Source organism: Bdellovibrio sp. (genome assembly GCF_047637665.1).
Lineage (GTDB): Bacteria > Bdellovibrionota > Bdellovibrionia > Bdellovibrionales > Bdellovibrionaceae > Bdellovibrio.
The window spans coordinates 41,035-67,234 of the sequence record NZ_JBLJBT010000036.1; the positions used below are offsets into that span (position 1 = coordinate 41,035).

The 26,200-nt window shown below is 46.4% G+C and carries 26 protein-coding genes and 1 pseudogene; 13 read left to right on the forward strand and 14 right to left on the reverse strand.

Annotation, left to right across the window (positions count from 1 at the left end):
- Positions 1 to 2: 2 nt before the first annotated feature.
- From ACM64D_RS12365 to ACM64D_RS12385, 5 genes are all read right to left on the reverse strand, one after another.
- Positions 3 to 1,355 carry a hypothetical protein gene (locus ACM64D_RS12365; RefSeq protein WP_415063528.1) on the reverse strand — a complete coding sequence of 451 codons (1,353 nt, stop codon included), beginning with the start codon at positions 1,353 to 1,355 and terminating at the stop codon, positions 3 to 5.
- Positions 1,356 to 1,440: 85 nt separating this feature from the next.
- The gene (hpt, locus tag ACM64D_RS12370; RefSeq protein ID WP_415063529.1) at positions 1,441 to 1,959 is read right to left on the reverse strand and encodes a hypoxanthine phosphoribosyltransferase; all 519 of its coding nucleotides are present in this window, start codon (positions 1,957 to 1,959) and stop codon (positions 1,441 to 1,443) included.
- Positions 1,960 to 1,971: 12 nt separating this feature from the next.
- Entirely contained in the window at positions 1,972 to 2,694 is a 723-nt protein-coding gene (locus tag ACM64D_RS12375; RefSeq protein WP_415063530.1) for a tetratricopeptide repeat protein, read from the reverse strand.
- Entirely contained in the window at positions 2,694 to 3,434 is a 741-nt protein-coding gene (locus tag ACM64D_RS12380) for an outer membrane protein assembly factor BamD (protein WP_415063531.1), read from the reverse strand. The genes ACM64D_RS12375 and ACM64D_RS12380 overlap by 1 nt, the downstream gene beginning before the upstream one ends.
- A 34-nt stretch (positions 3,435 to 3,468) precedes the next feature.
- The gene (locus ACM64D_RS12385; protein ID WP_415063532.1) at positions 3,469 to 4,254 is read right to left on the reverse strand and encodes a tetratricopeptide repeat protein; all 786 of its coding nucleotides are present in this window, start codon (positions 4,252 to 4,254) and stop codon (positions 3,469 to 3,471) included.
- Between the two features lie 135 nt (positions 4,255 to 4,389).
- Here ACM64D_RS12385 and ACM64D_RS12390 point away from each other — a divergent pair, with 135 nt between their 5' ends.
- The 5 genes from ACM64D_RS12390 to mltG are packed head-to-tail and all read left to right on the forward strand — an operon-like array spanning position 4,390 to position 10,740.
- Complete coding sequence (locus ACM64D_RS12390; protein ID WP_415063533.1) at positions 4,390 to 5,766, forward strand: aminotransferase class III-fold pyridoxal phosphate-dependent enzyme; 1,377 nt, start codon at positions 4,390 to 4,392, stop codon at positions 5,764 to 5,766.
- Complete coding sequence (locus ACM64D_RS12395) at positions 5,767 to 7,113, forward strand: M20 family metallopeptidase (protein ID WP_415063534.1); 1,347 nt, start codon at positions 5,767 to 5,769, stop codon at positions 7,111 to 7,113.
- The gene (locus tag ACM64D_RS12400) at positions 7,110 to 8,138 is read left to right on the forward strand and encodes an arginine N-succinyltransferase (protein WP_415063535.1); all 1,029 of its coding nucleotides are present in this window, start codon (positions 7,110 to 7,112) and stop codon (positions 8,136 to 8,138) included. Before ACM64D_RS12395 ends, ACM64D_RS12400 begins: the two co-directional genes overlap by 4 nt.
- A gap of 2 nt (positions 8,139 to 8,140) precedes the next feature.
- Positions 8,141 to 9,658: a succinylglutamate-semialdehyde dehydrogenase gene (locus tag ACM64D_RS12405; RefSeq protein ID WP_415063536.1), complete on the forward strand. Its 1,518-nt coding sequence runs from the start codon at positions 8,141 to 8,143 to the stop codon at positions 9,656 to 9,658.
- Positions 9,658 to 10,740 carry an endolytic transglycosylase MltG gene (gene mltG, locus ACM64D_RS12410; protein ID WP_415063537.1) on the forward strand — a complete coding sequence of 361 codons (1,083 nt, stop codon included), beginning with the start codon at positions 9,658 to 9,660 and terminating at the stop codon, positions 10,738 to 10,740. Before ACM64D_RS12405 ends, mltG begins: the two co-directional genes overlap by 1 nt.
- Here mltG and ACM64D_RS12415 read toward each other — a convergent pair.
- Positions 10,737 to 11,228, reverse strand: a complete 492-nt coding sequence (locus ACM64D_RS12415; protein WP_415063538.1) for a hypothetical protein — start codon at positions 11,226 to 11,228, stop codon at positions 10,737 to 10,739. The two genes, mltG and ACM64D_RS12415, sit on opposite strands and share 4 nt — an antisense overlap.
- Positions 11,229 to 11,318: 90 nt before the next feature.
- On the opposite strand from ACM64D_RS12415, the gene lysC reads away from it, so the two are divergent.
- The 6 genes from lysC (at position 11,319) to ACM64D_RS12445 (ending at position 18,054) form a co-directional block, all read left to right on the forward strand.
- Positions 11,319 to 12,701, forward strand: a complete 1,383-nt coding sequence (lysC, locus tag ACM64D_RS12420) for a lysine-sensitive aspartokinase 3 (protein WP_415063539.1) — start codon at positions 11,319 to 11,321, stop codon at positions 12,699 to 12,701.
- A 3-nt stretch (positions 12,702 to 12,704) separates the two neighbouring features.
- Entirely contained in the window at positions 12,705 to 13,301 is a 597-nt protein-coding gene (locus ACM64D_RS12425) for a nitroreductase family protein (protein WP_415063540.1), read from the forward strand.
- Positions 13,302 to 13,424: 123 nt separating this feature from the next.
- On the forward strand, positions 13,425 to 14,438 hold the full coding sequence (gene dusB, locus ACM64D_RS12430) for a tRNA dihydrouridine synthase DusB (protein ID WP_415063541.1): 1,014 nt from the start codon (positions 13,425 to 13,427) through the stop codon (positions 14,436 to 14,438).
- A gap of 85 nt (positions 14,439 to 14,523) precedes the next feature.
- The gene (gene typA, locus ACM64D_RS12435) at positions 14,524 to 16,338 is read left to right on the forward strand and encodes a translational GTPase TypA (protein WP_415063542.1); all 1,815 of its coding nucleotides are present in this window, start codon (positions 14,524 to 14,526) and stop codon (positions 16,336 to 16,338) included.
- Positions 16,338 to 17,264 (forward strand): ABC transporter ATP-binding protein, encoded by a 927-nt coding sequence (locus ACM64D_RS12440; RefSeq protein WP_415063543.1) that lies wholly within the window; start codon positions 16,338 to 16,340, stop codon positions 17,262 to 17,264. The genes typA and ACM64D_RS12440 overlap by 1 nt, the downstream gene beginning before the upstream one ends.
- A gap of 1 nt (position 17,265) precedes the next feature.
- Positions 17,266 to 18,054, forward strand: coding sequence for an ABC transporter permease (locus ACM64D_RS12445; RefSeq protein ID WP_415063544.1), 789 nt, complete (start codon positions 17,266 to 17,268; stop codon positions 18,052 to 18,054).
- A 2-nt stretch (positions 18,055 to 18,056) separates the two neighbouring features.
- Here the strand turns inward: ACM64D_RS12445 and ACM64D_RS12450 are convergent, their stop codons facing one another.
- The 6 genes from ACM64D_RS12450 to ACM64D_RS12475 form a co-directional block, all read right to left on the reverse strand.
- Positions 18,057 to 18,626: a hypothetical protein gene (locus tag ACM64D_RS12450; protein WP_415063545.1), complete on the reverse strand. Its 570-nt coding sequence runs from the start codon at positions 18,624 to 18,626 to the stop codon at positions 18,057 to 18,059.
- A complete protein-coding gene (locus tag ACM64D_RS12455; protein ID WP_415063546.1) occupies positions 18,613 to 19,104 on the reverse strand; it encodes a hypothetical protein in 492 nt (163 codons plus the stop codon). The genes ACM64D_RS12450 and ACM64D_RS12455 overlap by 14 nt, the downstream gene beginning before the upstream one ends.
- Before the next feature lie 110 nt (positions 19,105 to 19,214).
- A complete protein-coding gene (locus ACM64D_RS12460; RefSeq protein ID WP_415063547.1) occupies positions 19,215 to 19,622 on the reverse strand; it encodes a DUF523 domain-containing protein in 408 nt (135 codons plus the stop codon).
- A complete protein-coding gene (mtgA, locus tag ACM64D_RS12465) occupies positions 19,619 to 20,437 on the reverse strand; it encodes a monofunctional biosynthetic peptidoglycan transglycosylase (RefSeq protein WP_415063548.1) in 819 nt (272 codons plus the stop codon). The genes ACM64D_RS12460 and mtgA overlap by 4 nt, the downstream gene beginning before the upstream one ends.
- A gap of 7 nt (positions 20,438 to 20,444) precedes the next feature.
- Positions 20,445 to 21,431 carry an NAD-dependent epimerase/dehydratase family protein gene (locus ACM64D_RS12470; RefSeq protein WP_415063549.1) on the reverse strand — a complete coding sequence of 329 codons (987 nt, stop codon included), beginning with the start codon at positions 21,429 to 21,431 and terminating at the stop codon, positions 20,445 to 20,447.
- Positions 21,428 to 22,012, reverse strand: coding sequence for a phosphatase PAP2 family protein (locus ACM64D_RS12475; protein WP_415063550.1), 585 nt, complete (start codon positions 22,010 to 22,012; stop codon positions 21,428 to 21,430). The genes ACM64D_RS12470 and ACM64D_RS12475 overlap by 4 nt, the downstream gene beginning before the upstream one ends.
- A gap of 92 nt (positions 22,013 to 22,104) precedes the next feature.
- On the opposite strand from ACM64D_RS12475, the gene ACM64D_RS12480 reads away from it, so the two are divergent.
- Together ACM64D_RS12480 and ACM64D_RS12485 are read left to right on the forward strand one after the other, a co-directional pair.
- Positions 22,105 to 22,857, forward strand: coding sequence for a flagellar motor protein (locus tag ACM64D_RS12480; RefSeq protein ID WP_415063551.1), 753 nt, complete (start codon positions 22,105 to 22,107; stop codon positions 22,855 to 22,857).
- Positions 22,858 to 22,868: 11 nt separating this feature from the next.
- Positions 22,869 to 23,615 carry an OmpA family protein gene (locus tag ACM64D_RS12485; RefSeq protein WP_415063552.1) on the forward strand — a complete coding sequence of 249 codons (747 nt, stop codon included), beginning with the start codon at positions 22,869 to 22,871 and terminating at the stop codon, positions 23,613 to 23,615.
- A 57-nt stretch (positions 23,616 to 23,672) separates the two neighbouring features.
- On the opposite strand, the gene ACM64D_RS12490 is transcribed toward ACM64D_RS12485, so the two are convergent.
- Together ACM64D_RS12490 and ACM64D_RS12495 are read right to left on the reverse strand one after the other, a co-directional pair.
- Positions 23,673 to 24,368, reverse strand: a complete 696-nt coding sequence (locus ACM64D_RS12490; RefSeq protein ID WP_415063553.1) for a hypothetical protein — start codon at positions 24,366 to 24,368, stop codon at positions 23,673 to 23,675.
- Positions 24,369 to 24,497: 129 nt separating this feature from the next.
- Positions 24,498 to 26,200 (reverse strand): annotated as a pseudogene (locus ACM64D_RS12495) (hypothetical protein); the annotation flags it as partial.

Here is a 26,200-nt window from a genome sequence, read left to right on the forward strand (position 1 = left end):
TCTTAAGGGCTTTGACGCTGTAAAAGAACGTATCCGTTCTCTGAGAAAACGGTTTTAAACCGATATTCTGTCTGCATTTTTCCAATCAAATTTGAAGAGCGACTTTGTGACAAAATCACAAAGCAAGGTGCCGTTGTTGAGATCAAAGAATCCGTTTGTGTCCCGTTCATGAAAGAAAGATACGTTGAAAGGGCTTTTTTGGTATAGGGGGTAATTCGTCCGTCCATTAACAAGGGATTGGTCGTCTTTAGAAGAAGAAAATGTCCCAGATTCAGGTCGTTGAGGATCGGGCATTGAGCTTGTTTTGAGTCTTCAATGTAGTTTGTAATTCCAAAGATGCTGGCCTCATCGAAGCGATGGGTTTCCTTAAAATAAGGTGAAAATCGAATCATGATAAAGGTGATGACCCCGAGCGCGGCCAAAGCGGCCCACGGGCTTGAACTGGTTTTTTGGGCCGGTCGCTGGGCATACAAAGTCGTCCAGTGAGACAGAAAAATCGGCAGCGCAAAAAAAGCAAAAACACTGAGGCGAAGTCCCCCCAAGAGCGGAAGAAGAAGCAGAGGTGTGAAGGCAGATCGAAGTAAATTTGAGTTCTTAGGCCGCGAAAAGAAAACCAGATAGATCATCCCCCAAAAAAGCAGCCAGTAGCAAATAAGCTGTGTGGGATATTCCCAAGATAACACTGAGATCCATTCAGAAATCCCAAGAAGTTCGCTGAATTCCTTGGTTTTGAAAACATAGGGATAAATTTGAAAACCGAAGGGGTTGATTAAGGTCGCAAGAAGAAGGCCGACGAAACCTGCGAGGTTCTGCCCTTGAAACCGCGGCCGTTGAAAGAGAAGCACCCATCCCGCCATGAGCGGCAAAAGAACAAAACTTCCATGCACATTGACCCAAAGAATCTGCAGAAGAATCAAAGCCCGCCAGTCCCTCCAAGTGAGGGTTTCCTTCGAGGAGGACCGTTTATCCAAAATAAGATAAGAGAAAACAAAAGGCAAAAAAGCCAGAAGAGCTGGACGGGGTGAAAAGTAAGCCCCACTCCCAAGCCACATCAGATAGATGGTGGCACGTTCACCCAGGGTCCAAGGCCAGGCATTTTTAAAGATCGTCTTTGAGTAAACGACACCTAAAAGTGCCAAAAGGACAAGGTGATGAAGATGCGCAACCGCAAAAAGATCCCCCAACCGATAAGCCCCATAATAAATCAGCGAAAGAAGCCAAGCACTGGTGACATTATTGTCGGTGGGGAGCACGCTCGCGGTGTCCTGATAAAGAAAATGCCAATCACTCCAGAGATGTTTTCCGTAGCCAGTCCACAGCGCTGTTTCGCTGAGTTGCCAGGGGGTGATGATCATAAACGTGAGAGGGACGAAAAAAAGAAGCCATCGATTGAGAACTTGGTTCAAACTTGAACTGGTTATCACGCGATGGCCTTAAGATTTAGTTCTTCAAAGTATAAATGTCTGGATAATTTCTTCCGACTTCTTCAGAGTCCATGCCGTAACCAACCACATAACGATCATCAATCGTTTTTCCGATATAGTCCGCACGAATTGGCAGCTCACGACGAGCCGGCTTATCAAGCAAAGTCACAATTTTCAAAGAGGCTGGCGCCGACGCAAAAAGGCGACTGCGTAGGAAACTCAAGGTGCGACCGGTGTCGATAATTTCTTCCACGATCAAGACGTGTTTGCCGGCAATATTCACCGAGATATCTTTAACGATTTTAATGGCGCCACCTTTTTCAACGGCCTGGACATGGACGAAATCCACTTGCTGCGGAAGATCCACCTTGCGCATAAGATCTGCTGTGAAGTGAACGGAGCCACGCAAAGGGCAGATGAAGATGACTTCTTTACCCTCATAATCGCTTTCGATTTGTTCGGCGAGGCCTTCAACAAGTTCGTTGATTTCTTCGCTAGTTAAAAATGGAACCATTTGTTCTTTAAGTTGTGCCATGTTGCGCCTCTATTACAAGTCGATGGAAGTGATGCCTGCAGCTTGAGCCATCTTTAGATAGCGCAAGGCTTCGGGGTGTTGTGGGTCCCGAATAAGAATATTCTCCCACTGTTCAGTCGCTTCAGCAATATTGTTTGAGTTGTAATAGATAGCCCCCAGCTTTAGGCGAGCTGGAATAAGGTGGGGATATTCGCGGATCAAAGCTTTAAGGTCTTTGATGGCGCGATCAGCTTGGCCTAATTGCACATACACTTCAGAAATACGCAAAGTGACTTCCGCTTTACGGCTGGAAAGCTTTTGTGCTTTTAAGAGTTGTTCAAGGGCTTCGTTATAACGTTTGTATTGATAATAAAGATCCGCCAACTCTTCATGCTTAGAGGCGAGCTTTTCATCGACGAAAGGATCTTGCTTGCCAGACTTTTTTTCAAGTTGAACTTGGGCATCCAGAAAGACTTGCTTTCCTTCATCGTATTTACCCAAGTCATTCAGGATGATGGAAAGTCCTACGCTGGCGTCCGTATAAGTGGGATCGATCTCTAAAGCACGGCGAAAAGTTTTAATAGCTTTGCTGAACTGACCCTTATCATAAAAGATCGTCGCCAGCATTTGATAGACTTCGGGATTGCGAGTGTTTTGCAGCAACATTTGATTCAAGATGGGTTCTGCCATCTTATAGTTGCCATTGATGAAATACCCTCTTGCTTCCGAGAGCATGTCGTCGTGCAGAGCATTCATTACTCGATCTCCTTTTCGGCGTCTTTCAATTCTTTGCTACCAGGGAATTCGCGAGCCAAGAGTTGCTGATATTTTTTTGCCTTCGGAGAGTCGCCGATCTTTTGCGCGCAGATGGCCGCGCGAGAAAGGGCTTTGGCGTCAAAGCCGAGACCTCGGAAGTTGTTGTAAAGTCCTTCGTAGCGTCCCAAGGCGCTATCGAAAATTTTGCGTTTGAAGTAGAAATCCGCAATGTACTCTTCTTTTTCTGCGAGCATTTTGATCGCAGCACTGCGCTTTTCTTTGGCTTCAACAACGTGGGTTGAGTTCGGATATTTCTTAATAAGTTCAGATAGATTGAGGATGGCATCGTTCGCCAAAGTTAAATCACGATCAATGGTGGAAGGCAGTTGGTTATAGTAGCTCATACCAATACGGAACTGCACGTAATCAGATTGCGGGACCGTGGGGTGAAGTTCTTTAAACATCTGATAAGAGACTTGCGCCTCTGCGTAGGATTCTTGTTTGAAATAAACGTCGGCGATCGCCAACTCTGATTTAGTCGCAAAGTTGCTATACGGAAATTTATTTTTTACTTCCGTGTAACGGCGAATCGCTTCTTCATAGCGTTCGCCTTGGTCATACTCTTCGGCAATAGCAAAAGCACCTTCCGGTGTGTTGGAGTTTTTCTCAGTGCTGGCGCAACCAGAAACCAAAAGTCCCAGGGCTGCGAGGATAGTTATGACTCGGAGCGTTTTTAGCATAGGAATAAATCATATTTTGGTCTAGGTCCTGCTGTCAACGCGTCATCAGTAGCGAGGATTTTTTAATCCATCCCGTGAGAGATCCGGGGTAGGTGACTTGGACCCAGTCCCCCTCGGTTTTATGAGCGATCACCTCTAAACCACCGTAAAGATCAAGAATTGCGACTTGGTTGTCCCCGGGGGCCGTTTGCAACGAAACTTTCTCTTCAATGATGGTTCCTCGCAACACCGTCGCGTCGTAACTTTTCAACGCTAAAAGCCCTGTAAATATAACAAACGCTAGAGTCAAAAATGAACCGATCATAGGAAACGGCGGTAAAGAGCGCTCTTCATGGAGGGCCTTCTTGCGCCGCCCAATGTAGGAAATAAGGGACCAGCCGGCAGCAAAGAAAGTGATCGCAGATAAAACCAAATAGGCAGACAGAGGAATTGGCTGAAGAAGTTTTGCCCTTAAGGTTTCGTAGGCTTCAATCTGATGGGGGACGTCTTTGACCTGCATCTGTGAAAGTACAAACTTCAAACCCGCGTGAGCAGTGGGAAGCTCGGGGTCATGGGCCAGTGCTTTGCGCAGAAGGCCAATTGCAAGGGGCTTTTTCCCCATTTGAAATTCAGCCAAGGCCAAGTTGGTGAGAGTCGTTGCATTATCAGGATCTTTGTCTAGTGCCGTCCTGAAAAGTGATTGAGCCTTAGTATAGTCTTTTGCCAGATAAGCTTGAGTTCCTTGCGTGAAAAGGTCGGCAACAGATTCGTTCTGAGCCATGACCAGAGCGGGCAAAACAAGAAATAGAAAGAACACAGAGAGAGATTTCAATTTCGACATAGCCCTTCAAGTTTACAGATAAAAGTCTTTCCGTGTCTACCACGTGTCTTGTCTTAGTCCTGGGCGCGGAGTAAACTAGCCTGGCATTTCAAATAACAATGGGTCCTGCTCATTCTTGGACCCGCGAAAGGTATTATGAGCTCTCTTGTTGGTCATCAGATACAGCAATCCGAAAAAGTGAAAACCCTGATTCAAGATCTTGTGGGTGAAGTGACAAAACTCAACTCGCAGATATCAGGAATGCGTGCACCGCTAGATGAGTTCAAAGACGCTGGAAAACAAAAAGTCGATTTGACCGGACAATTCCGTGGCCGTCCTTTGCATTATCCCTATATGGGAACGGGCGCGGGACGTGGTCCTTATGTGGAGCTTGAAGACGGCAGTGTGAAGTTGGATCTGATCAATGGAATCGGTATCCATTTGATGGGTCATGCTCATCCTCGCGTGATTGCCGCAGCTGTTCGCGGTTCTTTGTCAGACATTTTAACGCAAGGAAATTTGCAGCCCAATAACGAGTATCGTCTGTTCACGGAAAAAATGGTGAAGCTGGCCAGTAAAAAAAGTCGCATCAAGTATGCATGGATTGCGACTTGCGGAACGATGGCAAACGAAAATGCGCTGAAGTTGTCTCGTCAAAAAAATTCACCAGCTCGTTTTGTGATGGGCTTTAAGGATGCGTTTGCAGGGCGCTCAACCATGATGGCGGAAGTCACCGACAACCCTGCTTACAAACAAGGTTTGCCGGAGTATCATGAGGTTTTGCGTGTGCCTTTCTATGACAAAAGAGATCCTCGTTCTGGCGAAAAGGCTTTGACGGCGATGAAAGAGCACGTGGCGAAGCATGAAGGAAATATTTCTGTGTTCGGCTTTGAGCCCATGCTGGGTGAGGGCGGCTATCAAGCGGCTCCGCGCGAATTCTTCGTGCCTCTTCTTGAGTTCTGTAAATCAAAAAATATTGCTGTGTGGGCGGATGAAGTTCAAACATTCACTCGTACGGGCGAATACTTTGCGTTTGAGACTTTGGATATTGGACAATATATCGACATCTGCACGATTGCAAAAACAGCGCAAATTGGGGCGACTCTTTATACGGAAGAGTACAATCCGAAACCAGGTCTTATTGCGGGAACCTTCTCGGGTTCAACACCGTCCTTGGCGGCGGGCATGGAAATGCTAGACATGTTGAGTGAGGGTTTCTTGGGTCCTAATGGACGTATCAATCAAATTCACAAACGTTTTATTGACGGCATTAACCGCATGAATGAAACAACCTGCAAAGGGATTGCTCAAGATGCCGGCGGCATGGGCCTCATGATTGCGTTTACTCCGCACGATGGAAAAAAAGAGAGCGTGAATACCTTCTTAAATAAACTTTTCCAAAACGGTGTGATCGCTTTCCCTTGTGGAAAAGACCCTGTACGCGCGCGCTTCTTGGTGCCGGCGATTATTCAAGATGAAGATATTGATATCGCGCTAAAGACCATCGAAAAAACTTTGCTCGAAGGAGTTTAGTTGAATTTTATTGAGGCCTGCCGGCAACTTATTTCTATCGACAGCACGCCCACTCATGGCAACAAAGAATTGGCCAAGTGGGCGGCGGCCTTTTGTCGTCAAAAAGGACTTCACGTCGAAGAACAAGAAGAGGTTGTTGGCGATTTGCCTCAAGTGAATGTGATTGCTCGCCCGCAGTCGGAACGACCCGGGGCGGAGTTTTTGTTGCAAACTCATTTAGACACGGTCGATCCGGGGCCATTTTCTCTTTGGACTGAAACCGGGGCCAATCCCTTTGATGCTCATATCATCGATGGAAAAATTCATGGTTTAGGTGCGGCGGATGTGAAGCTTGATTTTTTGTGCAAGCTTGAAGCGCTCTCCTCTTTTGGAAGCAATCGTCAATGGCGATTGCCGCCGGTGCTGGTAGGAACCTTCGGTGAAGAGTCCGGTATGCAGGGGGCCTTGAAGCTTATTCGAAAAAATAAGATTGCTGCGAAAATGGCTCTTATTGGCGAGCCCAGTAATTTACAAGTTATTAATGCCGCCAAAGGCTTTGCGAGTGTTGAGATTCGTGTGCCATTTTCTGAACAAGAGATGAACTATCGCCAAGAACATAATTTGCGCGAGAGCACCTCGACCCAGTCAAAACTCTTCCGTGGGAAGGCGGCACATAGTTCGGTGCCACATTTGGGGGAGAGTGCGATTGTCAAAATGCTGGATGCGATCATGATGCTTCCGGATTCAGTCAACATTATGGAGATGGATGGTGGGATCAACTTTAATACGGTCCCAAGCCATGCGTTTTTGGAAATAGACATGGTGTCGACGGTAGAAAGTCCGATTTCACGGAAGATTGCAAACATTTATCGTGCGGTGAAGACTTTGGAGTTGGAGTTTTTAGAACATAAAGATAATGAATTCCATCCCAGCTCTCCGACTTTGAATATCGGTCTGGTGAGAACCAACGAGGATGACATTCAACTTTCGGGAACTTGTCGGATTCCTCCGATTATCACTCAAGAGATTTACGAAGGATGGATGGATCGTCTGCGCGGAGTGTGTGAAGAAAATGGAGCCAGCTTCCGAGTGAATGACTACAAAAAACCCTTCCGCACAGAGATGAATTCCATCTTGGTGAAGGGCTGCTTGGATGAGCTTCGGGCGATGGGATTAAATGATCAGCCCATTTCTCAAGCTTCGACCAATGAGGCGAGTATTTTTTCTCGCGTTGGTATTGAATGTGTGTGTTTTGGTCCCGGAAAACGGGAAGGGAACGTACATACGCCTCAAGAACACGTCGCCTTGGCCGACTTGGAAAAGGCCGTAGAATTTTATAAAAGGATCATAGAAAGGTTTTGTCTGTGAGTTTCATCATTCGTTCAGCTCAGCACGATGATCTGAATCAATTGGTCGATTTGGCCAAACAGTTTAATTTGTTAAATCTGCCGGGAGACAAAAAAGTCATTAGCGATAAAATTGATCGCAGTCAGCAGTCCTTCGAAGGGAAGCTTCCTAAGAATCAAGCGGAGTACTTGTTTGTTGTGGAAGATATCGAAGAAAAAATGGTCGTGGGCAGCTCATTGGTCATTGCTAAGCATGGTTCAGAAGAGGTCCCCCATAGTTTCTTTAAAATTTTTAAAAGAGACCACTTTTCCCAGGATTTAGGCATAGGATTTATTCATCAAGTTTTGCGCTTTCAGCTGGATTTTGACGGTCCAACAGAAATCGGAGGACTTCTTGTCGACAAGTCCTATCGTCGCCGTCCAGAAAAACTGGGTAAACAAATCAGTTTATCGCGTTTCCTCTATATGGGTCTTCATCCTGAAAAGTTTGAACAGCGTGTTTTGTGTGAGTTGACGCCACCGCTGACTGAAGAAGGTCGCAGTGAGTTCTGGGAGGCTTTGGGAAGACGTTTTACGGGTCTTCCTTACCAAGAGGCGGATCTTTTAAGTCAGTCGCACAAAGAGTTTATTGAAAGTCTTTTTCCGCAAGATGATATTTATTTGTGCCTGCTAGACTCCAAGGCGCGTCTTGTTTTGGGGCGCGTGGGAGAAGCCACCAAACCCGCTCAACATCTTCTTGAAAGCATCGGGTTTAGTTACCTTGATGAGGTCGATCCTTTTGATGGGGGGCCTCACTACGGCGCAAATACATCTGAAATTTTGCCTATCAAATACGGCCGTCGTTTGAAGGTCAGTGAATTCAAAGATGCCGCTTACAAAGAACAAGGCCTTGTCGCCACAACAGGTGACGAATTTAAAGTGGCTTTGGCGTCAGCCGATGTGCGCGGGCAAGAAGTGGCGTTGGCTCCGAAAGTGCGACAACTTTTGGATATTGAAGTTGGCGAAGAAATTTATATGTCTCCATTTAATTACAATAGAGGAAGATAGACATGAGCACCACCATGTTTGAAGTGAATTATAAAGGTGATTTTATCAACGGACGATTCGTTCCAGTGCAAAAAGGAGACGGAGAGTTCAAAGATATCAGTCCGTCTGATTTGAACGACCTGGTGATGACGGTTCCATTTAAACATGATCACATCGATGAAGCCTGTGTGGCCGCAAAAAAAGCCTATCCTGCGTGGGCGACATTGTCCTTGGCAGAGCGAAGAAACTATTTGATGCGTTTGAAAGAGCTTTTTGACAGTCATGCAGAGCAAATGGCGCAAATTATTTCTCGCGACACGGGAAAGCCCTCTTGGGAGGCTTTGACTGAGGCCAAACTTTTGGGTGGCAAAATTGATGTGACCCTAAATCATTCATTGAACCTTGTCGCAGAAGAAAGAATTACCAACGCCCTTCCGCAAGTTGACGGGGTGATTCGCCATCGCTCGCGTGGTGTGATGGCGGTGGTGGGTCCGTTTAATTTCCCGGCCCACTTGCCCAATGGACATATCATTCCGGCATTAATCGCTGGAAACACCGTTGTCTTTAAGCCCTCAGAACAAACGCCCGCCGTGGGTCAGTTTATGGCCGAGATCTTTGAAAAGGCTCAGTTTCCCCCCGGTGTTTTCAATCTAGTGCAAGGTGATGGCGCCGCCGGAGGACGTCTGGTCGCTCATGAGCATGTGGACGGCATTTTGTTCACGGGTTCTTATGAAGTCGGACTCAAGATCAAACAAGAAACGCTCACTCACTACTGGAAGATTTTGGCTCTGGAAATGGGCGGTAAAAACGCCACGATTGTTTGGGAAGACGCCGACATGGACAAGGCGATCTATGAAAGTTTAGTGGGCGCTTATATGACGGCGGGACAACGCTGTTCTTGCACCAGTCGAATCATCTTACATCCGAAGTTGGCAGACGAGTTTACGGAGAGATTTTATCAAGCGGCTAAAAAGTTGACCATTGGACACTGGAAGGAAAACACCTTCATGGGGACTTTGATCAATGCGGCGGCGGTTGAAAAATACATCCGTTTCCAGGAAATTGCGAATCGTGAAAACTGTGAAAGTTTGATGCGCGGAAAGTCGCTGGATCTTAAACACAAAGGTTACTATGTGACTCCGAGTATTCACTTGGTAAAGAAATTTGATCCGAATAGCGTTTATCAAAAAAGTGAAATTTTTGGCCCGAACGTCGCGATCTATCAGACGGATAATTTTGACGAAGCAATGACGATCGTTAATTCGACGGGCTATGGCCTGGTCATGGCATTGTTCTCGAAAGATAAAGCACTTTATGAAGAGGCTTTATTTAAGGCTCGCGTGGGGCTGTTGAACTGGAATCGAACGACGAACGGAGCCAGCTCGCGTCTTCCGTTTGGAGGCATGGGTAAATCCGGGAATGATCGTCCTTCGGCTCACTATGCAATTCAGTATTGCACGGTGCCGATGGCGAGCTTGGAAGATCCGACTCCTTTTGATCCGACAAAAATTTTGCCGGGTATGAATTTGGATCTGAAATAATGAAGAAGAATTTTTTGGTATTAACGGTTGCGGTGGTGGCATTGGTTCTCGCAATAGGTGCGGGAGCTGGTTATCTGGCGTATGAGTTTTTGAAAGCTCCTCCCAGTCAAGTGGCTCAGGACGTGGTCTATGAGGTGACTCCGGGAAAAGGATTTAACTCCATCGCCCAGGAACTTCAGGAAAAAGGCCTCGTTAAAAATGCGCTGTTCTTTTCCATCTATGCTCGCATTAAGGGAGATCGCTCCAAGTTGAAGGTGGGTGAATATCTTCTGCGCACGAATATGATGCCTTCTGAAGTATTGGCCGTGATCACCTCGGGAAAAAGTATTGCACGCAGCTTTACGGTCAGCGAGGGCCTCAGCATTTACGAGATTGCTGACCTTTACGAAAAACAGGGGTTTGGAACCGCAGCTGATTTTTTAAGTGTCGTTCGGGAACCCGAATTTATCAAAAGCCTTCTTGGGGAATCACAGGCAAGTCTAGAGGGATATCTTTTCCCTGAAACATACATGCTGACCAAATACACAGACACAAGAACTTTAGTCGCAAACATGGTGAAGAGATTCCTCTATGTTTTCAACGAGGTTTTGCCTCTGGCGACGGTGCAAGGATGGAAGCGTCATCAAGTCGTCACTTTAGCGAGTATTATTGAAAAAGAAACGGGGGCTCCTGAAGAGCGACCGTTGATTTCCTCCGTCTTTCATAACCGCCTTTTAAAAAAGATGCGTTTGCAAACAGATCCTACGGTGATCTATGGAAAAGCAGAAAAGACAGGGCGTATCGAAATCAATATCACTCGCAATGATCTTGTGACGCCCACTCCGTACAACACCTACGTTATCAGTGGTTTGCCTCCAGGACCTATCGCGAATCCTGGGCGCGAGGCGCTGTTGGCGGCGTTAAAGCCCGAAGAAAGTTTGTATTTGTTTTTTGTCAGTCAGAACGACGGCACTCATGTGTTTTCCGAAGACTATCAGGGCCACAAAAAGGCGGTCGAAAAGTTTCAACTAGATCGTCGTGCCCGTGAGGGAAAATCTTGGCGTGACCTCAAAAAGCGCGAAGCGGCCCCTGCTAAAAACTAAGGTTCAAAATCATCGGGAGCACTGACTCGATCGAATGATTTTGTGTTTGGGTTGTATTTGAAGATATTCAGTCGTGGCACCATCTGGTCATCATAGGTGGGGGCCACGATCTCTAGGTTCCCATCCTTATCCACGTCCGTGAGTGCCAAATTTGTGGCATTTCCTTGCACCAAAAAGTAGCCATCACGAGTTTCAAAAAGTGGCAGTCGACTGAGAAGATGCATTTCGTTCGCATTATCTACGGAGTAAACCTCGAGGCTGAGGTTGCCTTTACTTTTGATTTTCAAGATAGTGACTCGAGGTCCTTCTGGCGTAAGGCTGCCGCTGACTTTCGCGATCACGTCACGCTCTGATCTGAGGAATGTTTCCTTGATCTTATTGCGCAACGAAGGCACCACGACCACTGTCACCAAAGCCATCGCTACGAGTGTTAAGAGGCCCATCAGGGCGAGTTCCTTCTTTTTGAATGTCGAGTCAGATGTGGTCATGCTCAAAGTCTGCCATAAAATTCGTTGAATGAAAAAGCAGAAAAGGAATAAGATGCCTGGGAAGTCGAGCCTACGGCGTAAGGAGTTTTTGTGGGACAATTGATTGTTTCGAAGTTCGGTGGCACGTCCATGGGTGATGCTGAGTGCATGCTTCGCAGTGCGGAGGTCAGCTTCCGTCAGGGTTCAAGCCTTATTGCGGTTTCCGCGACGTCGGGAACGACCAATGATCTTATCGCCTTAGGGAAGACCGCCGAAGCTCAGGTGTGGCCTGAAGCGGAAAAAATTCTGACGAAGATCGAAAGTCGGCATAGAAAAATTGCTGGAGACCTGCAAATCTCAGGGGAGTCGCAAAAAAAATTAGAAGTTCTTTTTGAAGAGATGAACTCGTTGGCAAAAGGGGTGTATCTACTACGTGATTGTTCCACCAAGGCCATGGATACGCTGATGAGCTTGGGGGAAAGAATGTCCTCCGTTCTTTTTGCCGAGGCCATGGGGCGGGTTTTGACAAAACACGGTTCGACAAAAAAGGCGGAACTCTTTGATGTCAGAACGGTTTTGCGTACGGATGATTCTTTTGGAAAAGCCAAGGCTTTGACTGGTGAAATTGCAACTTTGTGTTCTCAGTATCTGGGTTTTTTGCGTGATGGGAAGCGGGTTGTTGTCACTCAAGGTTTTATCGGAATGACAGAGGACGGCTTCACCACAACTTTGGGTCGAGGAGGCAGCGACTATTCGGCCGCGATTTTGGCGGAGGGAGTTGCGGCGGATGTGTTAGAGATCTGGACCGATGTGGCAGGAATTGCCACCACCGATCCGCGACTGTGTCCTCAAGCCAAACCTATTCGCGAGATCTCTTTTAAAGAAGCTTCGGAGCTTGCAACCTTCGGAGCAAAAGTTCTTCACCCAGCGACCTTGCTTCCCGCGATTCGGAAAAATATTCCAGTGTTTGTGGGCTCTAGTTTCGACTCGGAGGCCAAGGGCACGTGGGTTCGCAAAGACGTTGAAGATCACCCCCTGATTCGTGCGATGGCGTTGCGAAAGAAGCAGGTTCTTGTGACGCTGTCGACTCCTGAGATGTTGCACGCGCACGGCTTCCTATTTCAGATCTTTAAGATATTCAACGATCACAAAGTCAGTATTGATGCCATCACGACCTCTGAGATCTCTGTCAGCGTGACCTTGGACGACTCAACACTTCTGAATAAAAAGCTGATCAGTGATCTTTCGCAGATTGCGGAGGTGCAGGTTGAGGAAAATCTTTCTTTAATTTCGCTGATTGGCAATAACATCAATCACACGCCGGGTCTCGGGAAGCAGATTTTTGAGGCGATCTCTGATATCAATGTACGTATGATTTGCCTCGGAGCCAGTAAGCACAACTTCTGCTTCCTCGTTAATGAAGATCAAGGGGCGGAGGCGGTTCGTCGTCTGCATGAGTGTTTCATTGAGGCGGGCACAGAGGAGATGGGCTAGGTTATGGAAAAACACGATTTCTATCAGTTGATTGAGTCTCGAAAGTCGATCCGCAAATACAAGACGGATCCTGTTCCCCAAGAGGTGATTGAAAGAGTTTTGCTGGCGGGTATGCACGCGCCTTCCGGTAAGAACCGGCAGAACTGGCGATTTTTTGTCGTTACTGGAAAGAAGCGAGAGGAATACCTTCAATATTCGCAAAAGTCTTGGTTGGGCATTAAAGATATTTTGTCGCAAAGACTGAAGCCTTCTCTTTATCAGTTCACGGAAAGATTTTTTTATACGCTGGGGGATGCTCCGGTGATTGTCTTTGCGTATTCCCATAACGACTCCGAAGAGCGCTATCACACCAGCATTGGCTCTGTGTATATGGCTGTGGAAAACATGAATCTTGCCTGCCTGGTAGAGGGTTTGGGCTCTTGCACTATGGGGGCGCCCCTAGAGATCAAAGACGAAGTGGATCGGTTTTTAGGTGTGGATAAACTTCCGGAATACCAGCGAGGGGAACTGGAGCTTCTTTGTGCGATGGTGTGCGGATATCCCGATCACAATCCCCCGAAGGCACCCCGGCAGTTGGAAGGGCGAGTGACCTGGCTTTAGTTAGTGGGTCTTGTCGGCTCAGATCGAATACATTGCTTATGAACTCATAAACCTATGAAATAAGGTCATTTTTTTAAAACAAATGTACCTTTTTTGGGACCTTTTTGATATACCGCTTCCCTTATGAATCCAGTTCAAGCCTTAAAGACAAATCCCTTTGTCCTTGCCCCTATGGCCGGGATCACGGACCACGCTTTTCGCACATTCATGAAGAAACTAGATACCAGTGTGGTTGTGACCGAGTTGGTCAGCGCCAATGGTATTGAGTATAAATCTGAACGCACGATGAAGTTGATGAGTTTTGATGAGTCGCAAAGACCGATCGGTATTCAACTTTTTGGCGAAGAACCTGAGGTGATCGCGCGGGCCGCGCAGGTTGCCGAAGCTGAGGGCTGTGATTTTGTAGATTTGAACTTTGGATGTCCCGTTCCCAAAGTCGTAAAAAAAGGGGCGGGCTCGGCGATGTTAAAAGATCCCGTGGCTTTGCAAAAGGTGCTTTCGACGGTCAAGAGTGCGATCAAAATTCCTCTGACAATCAAGATTCGCACGGGGTGGGATGCCAACTCTCGGAATGCGATTGAGGTGTGCAATATCGCCTACAATGAAGGCATCGAATGGGTCGCCATTCACGGACGCACCCGTGCTCAAGGTTATTCCGGACTTGCGGACTGGGATTTTATCGCTGAAGTGAAGGCGAACTCAAAAATCCCTATTCTTGGAAATGGAGATATTCTCACACCTCGACAGGCTAACTTAAGACTAGAGCAATCCGGCTGTGACGGTGTGATGATTGGCCGGGGATGCCTTAAAAATCCATTTATCTTTATGGATGCCCTCTCTTTGTGGAGAGGGGAATCCCTCAAAGAGGTTCGTCGCGACTATGTGAGCCTATTTAATAACCTCAAAGATGAGGTGGTGGCGCATTGTGATGAGCACGTCACAGGTATTCAATTGAGAAAGTTTGCAGCTTGGTTCTCGACAGGTTATGCTGGGGCATCCCAGTTCAGAAAGAATCTTTTCCAATCCAAATGCAACGAAGAGATCGTGTCCTTGGCAAATGAGTTTTTTGCTAACATTGGTAATGTGGAGCAAGAGGACACCAGTGGGGAAGAGTTTCTCATGGGTGGTCACGGATAGGAACCGTGACGGAAACTTGGCGTGAAATTTATTGATTTTAGTTTTAGTGTTTTTAGGTTTTTAAGAGAAATAACGAAGGGTAAATATGAGTCAAGATCCAAAGAAAATTAGAAATATCGCTATCATCGCACACGTCGACCACGGAAAGACAACCCTGGTTGATCACTTGATCAAACAAGCAGGAACTTTCCGTGACAACGAACACGTTGAAGAGCGTCTCATGGACTCAATGGATCTTGAAAGAGAGCGTGGTATTACCATCGCAGCCAAGAACGCGTCCTTCATGTACAAAGACATTAAAGTAAATATCGTCGATACTCCGGGCCATAGTGACTTCGGTGGTGAGGTTGAGCGTATCTTGAACATGGTTGATGGTTGTATCCTTCTTTGTGATGCTTCCGAAGGCCCCCTTCCGCAAACTCGCTTCGTGTTGAAAAAGGCTCTTGAGGGCGGCAAAAAGGTAATCGTTTGTATCAATAAGATCGACCGTTCCGATGCTCGTATTCAAGAGGTTCACAACGAACTTTTTGATCTATTCATCGACCTCGATGCGACTGAAGAGCAGTGTGATTTCCATACTGTTTATGCCATTGCTCGTGAGGGTATGGCGACCTTGGATCCAAACGTAAATACAGGATCTTTGGAAGTTCTTTACGATGCGATCGTCAACCTTGTTCCTCCTCCGCAAATTGAAGAGAATGCTCCACTGCAAGTGATGGTTTCCAACATTTCGTACAATGACTACGTAGGTCGTTTGGCGATCGGTCGTATGAGAGCGGGAACAATCAAGGTTGGTGACGAAGTTCTTTGTGTTCAGGCGAATGCTCAGAAAAAAGTGAAAGTATCTGCGTTGTTCCAGTACAAGGTTAACTCTCAAGTTCCGGCTCAAGAAGTGGGCGCGGGAGATATCGTGGTTATCGCGGGTATGGAAGATTTCACTATCGGTGACACGATCACCTCCGTTTTGGATCCTCGTCCGCTTCCTCGTATCCGAGTTGAAGAGCCGACGGTGGGCATGGTGTTCTCGGTGAACAACGGACCTTTCGCGGGACTTGATGGTAAAAACGTGACTTCACGTAAGATCCTCGAGCGCTTGGAAAGAGAGCTTTTGTACAACGTAGCGATTCGCGTAGAAAAGACAGACAACACGGACGCCTTCAAGGTTGTCGGCCGTGGCGAGTTGCAGTTGGGTGTTTTGATCGAACAAATGCGCCGTGAGAATTTTGAACTTTTGGTGTCTAAGCCGACCGTTGTCTTTAAAGAAGAAAACGGTAAAAAGTTGGAGCCGATGGAGATCGCGGTTATCGATATCGAGGACCAATTCGTAGGTGCTGTTACTGAAAAGCTTGGAAAACGTAAAGGTGTTATGACGAACATGGTTCAAAAAGGATCTGGTCGTACACGTCTTGAGTTCCGAATTCCTTCTCGTGGTTTGATCGGCTATCGTTCTGATTTCTTGACGGACACTCGTGGTACGGGCCTTTTGAATACGCAGTTTGACGGTTGGGATGACTACCGTGGTGAAATTGAACACCGTATGAACGGAGCGATGATTTCTGACCGCAAAGGGAATGCAACTGCTTATGCGATCTGGAATCTTCAAGAGCGTGGCATCATGATGGTTGAGCACGGGGATGATGTGTACGAAGGCATGATCGTTGGTGAACACGCCAAAGAGAATGATCTAGAAGTAAACATCACTCGCGAGAAAAAATTGACGAACGTACGTGCTTCGGGTTCTGATGAAGCTATCCGTCTGGTTCCTGTGAAGAAGATGACTTTGGAAAGAGCGATGGAGTGGATCAAAGAATCTGAGTTGATCGAAGTGACTCCTAAGAACATCCGTCTTCGTCTTCGTGAACTGGACCCTCATAAACGTGCGAGAGCAGCGAAGGAATAATGAGTACGAACGTCGCCATTGAAATTAAAGATCTGACAAAGAAATACGACGATAAAGTCGCTGTGGATGGAATCAGTCTTGAGATTTATAAGGGCGAATGTTTCGGGCTTTTAGGTCCTAACGGGGCGGGCAAATCAACTACGATGAAGATGATGTATTGCTCGGCCCTGGTTTCCAGCGGCGAACTTTATGTGCTGGGTTTGAATGTTAAAAAGAATTATCGCGAGATCAAATCTCGCATAGGGGTCGTCCCGCAAGAGGACGGCCTTGATCCAGACTTCACTGTTCTTGAGAATCTTTTAGTCTATGCCAGTTTCCACAAAATTCCCAAACCAGAAGCAGAGCTTCGCGCTCAGGCTTTATTGCGTCTGATGAAACTGGAAGAATACCAGGATCGCTCGGTTGAAACCTTGAGTGGTGGTATGAAACGTCGCTTGGCGATTGCTCGTGGCCTGATTAATTCGCCCGAGGTGATCTTTCTTGATGAGCCGACCACAGGTTTGGATCCTCAAGCGCGGATCTGGATCTGGGATTTCTTTAAACACCTGAAGTCCGAAAAAAGCACACTGGTGTTGACGACGCACTATATGGAAGAAGCTGAGCAGATGTGTGATCGTGTGGCGATTATTGATAACGGTCGAATTCTGACGGTGGGAACGCCGCGCGATCTGATCCGCGATTTGATTGGTAAAGAGGTTGTTGAGTTTGACACAAACCCTGTGGATTTGAACTATTATCTGGGGCGTTTGCGTGCCGAAGGATTTTCTTATCAGGTCATTAAAGATACAGTTTCTGTATTGATAAAAGAGAATCAAGAAGGTCGTCGCGTGGTGGACTTGATTGCCAGCGATAAGATTTTCATTCGAAAGCCGACTTTGAACGATGTGTTCTTAAAGCTTGCTGGGCACCAGCTTCGGGATGAATAGCATGAAGTTCAAAGAATATTTCGCCATTCCAAAAGTAAATAGTGGAGCCCTTCAAGTTTGGTCGCGTAACTTCTTGTACTTCAAGAAAACCTGGCTGGTTTCTTTGTTCTGGATTGTTTTAGAGCCGGTTATTTATTTGGGCGCGATTGGTTTTGGCCTGGGTGCTTTCGTTAATAACATGAATGGCTTTTCTTATATCGAGTTTTTCTTCCCGGCCCTCTTGTCGACGACAGCCATGATGGTGGCCTTTTTTGAAGGCACTTACGGGAACTATACGAAACTCACTCATCAAAAGACCTATGCGACGATCATGTTGACACGAGTGGGTCCCGAAGAAATTGTGGCAGGCGAACTCTTGTGGGCCGCCAGCAAAGGCTTCTTTGGCGTGATGGGCGTAACACTTGTGGCGATGTTTTTTGGTCTTATTGATTCCTATCGGATCATTTTGGCTTTGCCGATTTTATTTCTATTGTCGGCGCTGTTCTCCTGTATCGGAATGATCTTTACTTCGTTCGCCAGAAACTATGATTCCTTTATTTATTCCACCTCGGGCTTGATCGTGCCGATGAGTTTGCTCAGTGGAACTTATTTTCCCCTAGAGCAATTGCCCACGGGACTTCGTTATGTGGCTTACTTGTTTCCTTTGACTCACGCTGTGTCCGCTGTTCGCGAAGTTTTGCACAAAGGGCCTACGCTTTGGGTGGGAGTTCATGCCCTGGTCTTGCTTGTCGCCACTTGGGTGTGCATGAACATCTCGTTCTTCCGCATTCGTCGCAAGCTGTTAAAGTAGTCTTAATAGGTGCGCAGATTTTTTATAAAAGTACGCAACTCTTTGGTTTTCTCTTTTGGGGGCACCTTATGGAAGCGCGCCACCAAACCAAAAGCTTTATTGTTCGTGATAAACGCAAAGAAGTGGCGTTCCTTGAAAAGAGCTTTTTCATCTTCATCACGAAGAATGATTTCACAAATCTGTCCACTGCGAGGCGAAGCAAAAAGCTCTTGGCCCGTTGTCTTAAGAGAAATTTCGGTACTTGGCCCGAAGATTTGATCGGCGAGCTTTTGGCAAAGATCTTTATCCATTTTATTGGCGGAGACCGCAGAGAACTCATAGACGTCTAACATACGTTGATCGGATTCTTTGACGTCTTTCCGAGTTAGTACCCCCGAAAAAGCCGTGCTCTTGTTGATATCTAAAAGGGCTTTGTCTTCTTTTCCCAAGAACTCTATGTCTTCGCCTGCGGTAAAAGGGGACTTCTTCGCCAAACAAGGTGAAGAAGAAAAGAGGAGGCCCAAGGCACAAAAAAAGATTGAGAGAGTCAGCTTATTCATCGTCAATGTCCCCGAACTGTTAGCGAGCGCCATTTGCAGAGTTGTCGACCGTTGTATTGGAACGACTTTGGGCTTTTTTTACTTTTTCTACGATGCCGGCGAAGGTGGAGGCAGAGCTCTTCTCAAAAGAGAACCCCGAGATGGATACGCCCTCGCTCTTGATTTTTACATCGTAAGATTTCCCATTTTCCAGCGTGACGTTGAAGTTTGTTCCATCGTAGCAAATTTTTTTGACGTAGGAGTCATCACTATAGATTTCTGAAGGTTTCCACACGTGACCTTCAAGTTTGATTTTGGGCCCCACAGTGCGAATCTCAAGACCGGCAGTTAACAGCCAGGAGTCCGTCGTTAGCATAACGGGGAGATTCTGAAAAATTTTGGGAAGTTGATCTTTCTTTTGTTCAAATTCGGAAGCCGTCGTTACGCACGTTTCCGCTTTGCAAAACTGCGAAGTCAAACTAAGTGCAATAAAAAGTAGGCCGATTTTAAGACGGTAAACAAAACATTCCATAGTCTTACTATCGGCACTTTCAGAGTGAATATAAAGAAGTTCTTAAATTATGTAATAATGTTGGAAGAAACAGACTTGCTCCATTGGACTTTGGTCCTAGGTAGATTTGGTCAATCGACTTCCGTCACCTTAATGCCGTTCTTTTTCAACAAGGCTGCGAAGACGCCGTCGCCGGCGATGACGTTTCCGGAAAAAGAGCCATCGTAAATTCGATTGCTTCCACACATCGGAGATTTCGATTTTAGAAATGCCTCTGTAGCACCACAGAGCTTCGCAATTTGCAGGGCCTCTTCAGCGCCGCGCAGGAATTCGCTGGTGACGTCTTTTCCTTGTTTTGTCAGGACTTGTTCGCCCACTCGTTCTGCCGGGGGCCTTGGTGTGGACAGACCCCCTAATTGTTCGGGGCAGACGGGCAACGCCTCTCCTCTTTGCACCATTGCTTGGATCTCAGTTCGAGTCTTAGCTTGGCAGTCGAAACGACAATGCGAACCAGAAAGGCAGGCAGAGACGATTTTCATAGATCCTCATTTTCTCCCTGCTCCGCATTTTCAAGATCTTGGAGCGTGGGAACGTCCTCCGGAGAAATATTGAGTTCTTCAGGAGGCGGTTGGGGTTGGAAGAAATAGGAAACTTGATTGATGGCAATATTGTATTCATCCTCAGAGATGCGATGATAACGGTACATATCTTCAATGATACGACTGAGTCGGTTCTTGGCAAATGAGGTCAGTTCTTTTCGATAGTAGGACTGTGAATACTTGATCGGATTTGGGAGAACCATGGCAAGGAAAGCACTTTCTACCATGTTAAGTTCTGCCGGTGTCTTTTTGAAATAATATTGAGCCGCCGCTTTTACGCCATAAATGTTCTTCCCAAACTCGACGACATTGAGATAGCGCTCAAGAATTTCTTTTTTGGTCAGGGTTTTTTCAATTCGATCTGTGATAAGAGCTTCAAGTCCCTTGCGAATGAAAGTTCGATCTTTGGTCAGAAACATATTCTTTGCTAACTGCTGGGTAATGGTAGAACCGCCGCGTTTAAAGATGCCGGTTTCCCAACCCTCACGGGCATTTTTTTCTATGGCGACCCAGTCAAAACCGCTGTGATTCCAGAAGTTAGAGTCTTCTGTGAGAATGATCGTTTTTTGAAGAAGCGGAGAAATTTGCTTAAGCGGGACATAGTTTTTGGAGCCGGGGCAAAGTTCGACCTGATACATTTTTGTTGTCAGGCATCCCTTGATTTCCTTTTCGGAGGGGAGCCAAAACCACAAAATAGCCAGGGCACTTGCCATGACTGTGAAGACTCCTAAAAAGAAAAAAAATGCCTTTTTCATTGAGATCCTATGAAAGCAAACCCTGATCTTTCATCCATTGAACGCTATTGTGAATCGCGTCCTTTGCTGGACGAGGTTTAAATTCCAATTCCGTCTGAGCTTTTTTTGAATCAAACCAGTGATACATGGTGGCCGTATAGGCATTTTCCCGACTCAGGGGGCCTTTAAATCCTAGGCTCTCTAGAAAATCTCCGAAAGCACCCACGGCATGTAAAAGAGCATCAGGCAGTTGGTAGGGAGGCGCTTTCACGCCGGCTTCCGCCGCGATCAAAGCAAAGAGATCTTTGATAAGAATATTTTCACCGGCCAAAATATATCTTTCACCATTGCGCCCTTTCTTCCATGCACTAAGAATTCCAGCAACAACATCTTCCACAGCAACAACGTTCACTCCGCCCGAAGTGTAGAACTTCAACTTTCCTTGAGCGACCTTGAGCTGCATTTTTCGACTGCCTTTTTTGGCGTCTCCCGCTCCATAAATCGTTGAGGGGTTTAAGATCACCGCATTGATTTCGCCCTTGTTGCAGGCGGCTTTTACAATATTTTCGGCTTGGTGTTTTGTTTCAAAATAGCCTAAGTTTAAATCGGCAATATTGTAGGAAGATTCTTCGTTAAGAATTTCGTGGGTTGTATAACCCGCCCCGATTGCAACCACCGAAGACAAGTAGACCAGGCGGCGAATCTTGTGTTCGCGACAGACGGACACAACATTGGCGGTCCCCTGGACGTTGACTTTGTCCATAAGGCTGCGTTGAGACTTTTTATATGCAATCACGCCCGCTAAATGGAAAACAGAATCCATTCCTTTAAAAGCTTCAATAAGCGACGGAATGTCTGTGACATCACCATGAACGTATTTGCAATCAACCCCATCCAATTCCGAGATATCACTTTTAGGACGAACCAAGGCATAAACTTCATGGCCTTCGTTCACGAGAGCTTTTGTTACCCAGCTTCCTAAAAAGCCGTTAGCACCTGTCACTAGAACTTTCATGAGGGCGTCACCTTTTCCGACTCCATTTTAGCAAGGAGTCGTTGGCAGAGTTTGGCAAAAAGAATTCCAAAGAGACATCCCAGGAGGGCCCCACAAAGAACATCCGTTGGAAAATGAACTCCATTGTAGACCCGGCTGTATGCAACAACAGTTGCCAGTGTATATACCGGTATTGCAATCGGAGGAAAAATCGCACTGGTGAAGCTTGCAAAACTAAACATATTTGTCGCGTGATTAGACACAAAACTGTAGCCCCCAAAAGGGGCTCGGACTTGAACTTGAAGGCCAGAGGTCTCTGCAGGGCGGGGGCGCTGAATCGTCTTTTTGAGGGCCCAATTTCCAAAGCCATCGGAGGCGGACACCGCGACAAGACAGAAAAAAAAGATGATGAGCCCACGCTTCAGTCCTCGTCGCCAAATAAAGAGTCCGAGAATAAGGGGAACTATGAAAACTTTAAAGAAGAACGTCTTGTGAAGGTCGGTGATGAAAGGAAAAAATGCATCCGCCCACGCCGCCGTCCACTGGGAGTTCACCATTAAAAAAAGGCTCTTATCGAGGCCTAAGATAAAATCGAGCATCATGACGACTCTACCCTAGTTTTTCGCTCGCAGAAAGTCTAGGTCTTCGAGGGGTCTAAGTGTCAGATGTGATCCCCTGTGGCATCATTTTCCCTATGGATAAAGCAACATTGTTAGGCCTCCTTGTGGGTTTTGGTGGGATTTTACTCGGGAACCTTCTTGAGGGGGGCCACATGAGTTCGCTCATGCAGCTCACAGCATTTATTATCGTGTTAGCCGGAACCGTCGGGGCGGTGATGGTTTCTAGTTCTGAAAAAGATTTAAAATCTGGATTGCAGCTCGCCAAAAAAGCCTTCCAGAAAGAAGAGAGCGACGCCAAAAAGCGCATTCGAGAAATCGTCGATTGTTCTCGTATCGCCAAAAAAGAATCTCTTTTGGCCTTAGAACCAAGAATTGGTCGTATTGAAGATGCTCTTTTGAAAAACATTCTTCGCAACGTGGTCGATGGTGTGGAGACTGAAACCATCCGAGATATTTTTGAAACACAGATTCACACTGAAGAAGAAGAGCTTTTAGCCGGGGCCAAAATATGGACGGATGCGGGGGGGTTTGCACCCACAATCGGAATTATCGGGGCCGTGCTGGGTCTTATTCACGTGATGGGAAACTTGACGGATACGAGTAAGTTGGGCGGTGGAATTGCCGTGGCCTTTGTCGCCACTGTTTATGGCGTGAGTTCAGCGAATTTGCTGTTTCTTCCTTTAGGCAACAAACTAAAGCGTCGTGTGCAGTCATTGTCCCGGGAAAAGCAAATGGTTTTGGAGGGCGGGCTTTTAATTGCCAGTGGTGTAAATCCCGTCGTACTGGAACAAAAACTTTATGCCTTTCTTGACTCTGAGCAAAGATAGGTCGGAACTTCATGGCAAGAAAACACAGAAAGCATGAAGAACATGAGAATCACGAAAGATGGTTGGTTTCTTATGCCGATTTTATAACCCTGCTTTTTGCGTTTTTTGTTGTTATGTACGCCACCTCCACGGCCAATGAGGAAAAACAGAAAAAATTTGAGGACTCGATCAAGTTAAATCTTCACTTGGCGGGGAACGGGAGTGGATCCCAAGGCGATGCCATTCGCGACACAATCGCTGAATTGGAAATGCCCGTGGGTAACTTTCCTCGGAAAGGTGGACCTCAAGAGGTTGCAGACTTTGTGGAAAGATCTTTGGATAAGTCCATGGCGGGTGATCAGAAGAAAAAAGCCATTCAGGATATTTATCATGACGCCGTGGGCGTGCGTATTGCCTTGGCGGCATCCACTTTCTTTCCGGAAGGCTCGGCGAAGCTGAAGATGTCGTCGCTGGAGTCTTTAGATAAAGTAGCTGAAGTCCTTAAAACCAACGACAAAAGAATTATCATTGAAGGACATACGGACGACGTTCCTATGGCGGGCGATTTATTTCCAAGCAATTGGGAGCTTGCTGGTGGCAGGGCGTCTGCGGTTGTTCGCTACTTTGTGAAATATCACAGTCTGGATCCCAAGCGGTTTGTAGCTATCTCCTATGGTGATCAAAAGCCAATCGTTCCCAACGACAACGACGAACATCGCGCGATGAATCGTCGGATTGAAATCTTTATTGTCACGGATAAAAAGAAAATGGAGATATAAAAAAAGCCGAGACTCATCGTCTCAGCTTTTTGGGGTCCGAAGAGAGGAAAGAGCGGATTACACGCACTCTTTCAGTTTTCTAACAACTTCCAAAGCTTTGGTGCGATCTACTTTTTTCACTTCCATAATGGCTTCAATAAAGGCCTCTTCAGAAGAGCCCTTTTTTCCGGACTCAATAATTTGGTCATGACGCTCAATAATTTTTGTATAAGAGTCTCTCTCTGCCTTTGAGAAGCGAGTCAAAATCGCCTCTGGCAAAGTTTCCAGCTTTTGCAAAGCGGCTGTTGTTTCTGCCATTTCCTGAGTGTTGAGTTCTTTGCCTGACTTGCGCGCGCCGGTGAGGGCAGAATTTGCTAACAAAGTGGCAGACGCTGTGGCTGCGGCATCAATAGATTGCCCTTCAGCAGAATCTTTTTTGGAAATCTCTGTAGCCATCTTTTTTGCTGCAACGATGGTTGCCAGGCTATCAAGGCGTTCTGCGGATTTGGTAGGCTCCGATTTAAGAGCAATCGCTAAAGAGTTATTTTTTCCAGAGGAAAGTTGCAATTCGTTGATCAGCTTATCTTGAGCAACCTTCACTTGTTGACCGCTCAGACCTTTGGCAGTCATAGCTTTGCCAAAAGCGGCTTCTTTAATCTGTTTCGTGTAGTCGACAAGGACTTCACGAGTTGTCTTTACTGGGGCCGCTGATGCCACCGTGAAAGACATTGATGTTGCTAAGGCTAGCATTCCGATCACAAGACCTTTTTTCATAACTCTCTCTCCCTTTACCTGTTCATACTTTTTACAGGGCACTCCAATTTTGGGGTTTCTCCAACCTCAGAAGTGCCTTGTTTAATTTAAAACTTTCCAATATCTAATTTATCAAAAGCTGTACCAATCCTAGTACTTACCTGGCATCGTCATTCCGCGCATCGAATTGAGCTTTGCCTGGATTTCATTGTTAAACTGCTGCTGTTCCATATTGAGACGCTTGAGATTGCGGATTTTATCCCAGCTCACTGCGTTCGCCATGCTTCCATACATCATGACCTCCGAGGCCAGTCCCTGAAGTTGCTCCAGGACAGTCACCGCAAGGTTTCTTTGATTTGTATTTAGCTTAACCTGAGCACCCTCTTGCGCATCGCCAACGCCCAGGGCTGCGGATAGCTTTGCCAAAGCGGTTTGAATATTCTGAAGCTGCTCTTCAAGCTGATAATTCTCCAGATCCGACTTGATCACATCGCGTCCATCCATCTTGGTCACCTGAATTCTTTTGATGAGGCCATTCAAGATTGCAAATTGATTTTCGACGTCTTTCAATGCCGGATGAGTTGGAGCTTTCTCAAGAATTTTTGCCATATCGATATTAAATTCCGACGTCGGTTTTAGCAGGTCCTCGAGAAGAGAAAGATAAACGCGCTCTTCTTGAAAGGCCGAATTCATGCTGCCATTATAGATGGGGCCGCCTTCAAAATAACGCTTCTGCGCTTGTCGTGACGTATAGAGCTTAACGGTTTTCCAAGGATTGTTTACGATAGGTCGACCATTAAAGAAGCTGCGACCAGGATAATAAACTGCTTTAACAAGCTTTACGACGATCTCGTCGTAGTTCTTGGAATATTCGTCGAAAGCTTTTTGCATCTGGCTTTCAGTTGTTTTAGTCCACCATTCAGGGAATGTGGATTCGTTAATTCCACCGATCGCGGAAGAACGAGCTTCGTGAACAAGATAAGAGACAAAACCATTATAAGATTTATTGCTGGCCGCTTTCACAGGCCATTTGTAAATATGATCCGCAGTTGCGCCCGCAGAAATGCCTTCGCATTGAGAAAAATCATCATTCACATTTCTAATCTGAGGGGGCAAGAACACGGAAGGGAATCCTTTTGAGTTCTTCACCACGCGTTGGCCGGCTTCCGCGTCGGGACCGCAGATCATCTGCATTAAAAGATAATCGGTGATTTTAGGGGTCTGAAAAAGACCGACGCGGCGATAGTAAGAAGTTCCCTTCAGGCTCTCTGCTGTCGACGGAGCTTGAAGGTGGGCGGCGAAATATCCCTGACCCGGACCCATCATGGGCTCTGGAGCGCCCAAAGAGGCGTAAATCTGTAAAAGTGTCTGATGATATCCTCGGGAGGTTCCCACATTCATGGCACTGTTGCGTTTTTCCCGAACTAAATTTTGAATTCCGGTACTGACTTTATCCAGATCGCCTGTGCGAAGAAGATCGGCCATTTCTTTTAAGGCCTTCTTCTCAATGGGGAATAGATAGCGGGCTTCAGCCAAAATCTTATCAATAAGAAGGACGGTATCGGCCACAGTGTCTAGCTGCATGGTTTGGATAAACTGAGGATTTGTGAGGTAAAGGTCTTCCTTACCTTCAGCGAGATCTTTTGCTTTGACGCCATTAAGAGGATAGAGCATCTCAAGAGGTTTTACTCGAGACTCGTTAAAGCGAGAATTTCTAATCTCATTCACCACAGAGTTATAAAAAGAATAGCTTGTATTGAACATGCTTGTGAGTTGATGAAGAGCTTCCGACCAGTGTTGATGAGCTTCATACACCTCAGACATATTCATCATGCGCCAATCTAACATCTTCT

What these genes read in the sequence shown, in the direction of transcription:
- ACM64D_RS12365 (WP_415063528.1), bottom strand. Translation starts at nt 1,355, where the DNA reads ATGATCATCACCCCCTGGCAACTCAGCGAAACAGCGCTGTGGACTGGC.
- hpt (WP_415063529.1), bottom strand. Translation starts at nt 1,959, where the DNA reads ATGGCACAACTTAAAGAACAAATGGTTCCATTTTTAACTAGCGAAGAA.
- ACM64D_RS12375 (WP_415063530.1), bottom strand. Translation starts at nt 2,694, where the DNA reads ATGAATGCTCTGCACGACGACATGCTCTCGGAAGCAAGAGGGTATTTC.
- ACM64D_RS12380 (WP_415063531.1), bottom strand. Translation starts at nt 3,434, where the DNA reads ATGCTAAAAACGCTCCGAGTCATAACTATCCTCGCAGCCCTGGGACTT.
- ACM64D_RS12385 (WP_415063532.1), bottom strand. Translation starts at nt 4,254, where the DNA reads ATGTCGAAATTGAAATCTCTCTCTGTGTTCTTTCTATTTCTTGTTTTG.
- ACM64D_RS12390 (WP_415063533.1), top strand. Translation starts at nt 4,390, where the DNA reads ATGAGCTCTCTTGTTGGTCATCAGATACAGCAATCCGAAAAAGTGAAA.
- ACM64D_RS12405 (WP_415063536.1), top strand. Translation starts at nt 8,141, where the DNA reads ATGAGCACCACCATGTTTGAAGTGAATTATAAAGGTGATTTTATCAAC.
- mltG (WP_415063537.1), top strand. Translation starts at nt 9,658, where the DNA reads ATGAAGAAGAATTTTTTGGTATTAACGGTTGCGGTGGTGGCATTGGTT.
- ACM64D_RS12415 (WP_415063538.1), bottom strand. Translation starts at nt 11,228, where the DNA reads ATGACCACATCTGACTCGACATTCAAAAAGAAGGAACTCGCCCTGATG.
- ACM64D_RS12425 (WP_415063540.1), top strand. Translation starts at nt 12,705, where the DNA reads ATGGAAAAACACGATTTCTATCAGTTGATTGAGTCTCGAAAGTCGATC.
- dusB (WP_415063541.1), top strand. Translation starts at nt 13,425, where the DNA reads ATGAATCCAGTTCAAGCCTTAAAGACAAATCCCTTTGTCCTTGCCCCT.
- typA (WP_415063542.1), top strand. Translation starts at nt 14,524, where the DNA reads ATGAGTCAAGATCCAAAGAAAATTAGAAATATCGCTATCATCGCACAC.
- ACM64D_RS12440 (WP_415063543.1), top strand. Translation starts at nt 16,338, where the DNA reads ATGAGTACGAACGTCGCCATTGAAATTAAAGATCTGACAAAGAAATAC.
- ACM64D_RS12445 (WP_415063544.1), top strand. Translation starts at nt 17,266, where the DNA reads ATGAAGTTCAAAGAATATTTCGCCATTCCAAAAGTAAATAGTGGAGCC.
- ACM64D_RS12450 (WP_415063545.1), bottom strand. Translation starts at nt 18,626, where the DNA reads ATGGCGCTCGCTAACAGTTCGGGGACATTGACGATGAATAAGCTGACT.
- ACM64D_RS12455 (WP_415063546.1), bottom strand. Translation starts at nt 19,104, where the DNA reads ATGGAATGTTTTGTTTACCGTCTTAAAATCGGCCTACTTTTTATTGCA.
- ACM64D_RS12460 (WP_415063547.1), bottom strand. Translation starts at nt 19,622, where the DNA reads ATGAAAATCGTCTCTGCCTGCCTTTCTGGTTCGCATTGTCGTTTCGAC.
- mtgA (WP_415063548.1), bottom strand. Translation starts at nt 20,437, where the DNA reads ATGAAAAAGGCATTTTTTTTCTTTTTAGGAGTCTTCACAGTCATGGCA.
- ACM64D_RS12470 (WP_415063549.1), bottom strand. Translation starts at nt 21,431, where the DNA reads ATGAAAGTTCTAGTGACAGGTGCTAACGGCTTTTTAGGAAGCTGGGTA.
- ACM64D_RS12475 (WP_415063550.1), bottom strand. Translation starts at nt 22,012, where the DNA reads ATGATGCTCGATTTTATCTTAGGCCTCGATAAGAGCCTTTTTTTAATG.
- ACM64D_RS12480 (WP_415063551.1), top strand. Translation starts at nt 22,105, where the DNA reads ATGGATAAAGCAACATTGTTAGGCCTCCTTGTGGGTTTTGGTGGGATT.
- ACM64D_RS12485 (WP_415063552.1), top strand. Translation starts at nt 22,869, where the DNA reads ATGGCAAGAAAACACAGAAAGCATGAAGAACATGAGAATCACGAAAGA.
- ACM64D_RS12490 (WP_415063553.1), bottom strand. Translation starts at nt 24,368, where the DNA reads ATGAAAAAAGGTCTTGTGATCGGAATGCTAGCCTTAGCAACATCAATG.